Genomic DNA, 311 nt, shown 5'->3' with positions numbered 1-311 from the left:
CACCGGCAAGATGCTCGACGAGCGCCTCGGCAAGATCACGTTCTGGACGCTGTTCGTCGGCTTCCACGGCACCTTCCTGGTCCAGCACTGGCTGGGCGCGAACGGGATGCAGCGCCGGATTCCGGACTACCTCGCGGTCGAGGGGCTCACCACGCTCAACACGGTCTCGACGATCTCCTCGTTCCTGCTCGGGTCATCCCTCCTGCCGTTCTTCTACAACGTGTGGAAGACGGCCAAGTACGGCAAGCCGGTCGGCGTCGACGACCCGTGGGGCTACGGCCGCTCCCTGGAGTGGGCGACCTCCTGCCCGC

At 66.6% G+C, this 311-nt stretch carries 1 protein-coding gene; it reads left to right on the top strand.

The annotated features are described in order from the left end of the window. Window positions 1-311, top strand: a 311-nt coding sequence (locus IF54_RS0139155; RefSeq protein WP_199821303.1) for a cbb3-type cytochrome c oxidase subunit I, incomplete at both ends; no start/stop codon positions are given.

The organism is Streptomyces sp. NRRL B-3229 (assembly GCF_000719505.1).
Lineage (GTDB): Bacteria > Actinomycetota > Actinomycetes > Streptomycetales > Streptomycetaceae > Streptomyces > Streptomyces griseorubiginosus.
Note: the sequence above shows the minus strand (reverse complement) of the source record. Positions and strands in the feature narration are given on the sequence as shown.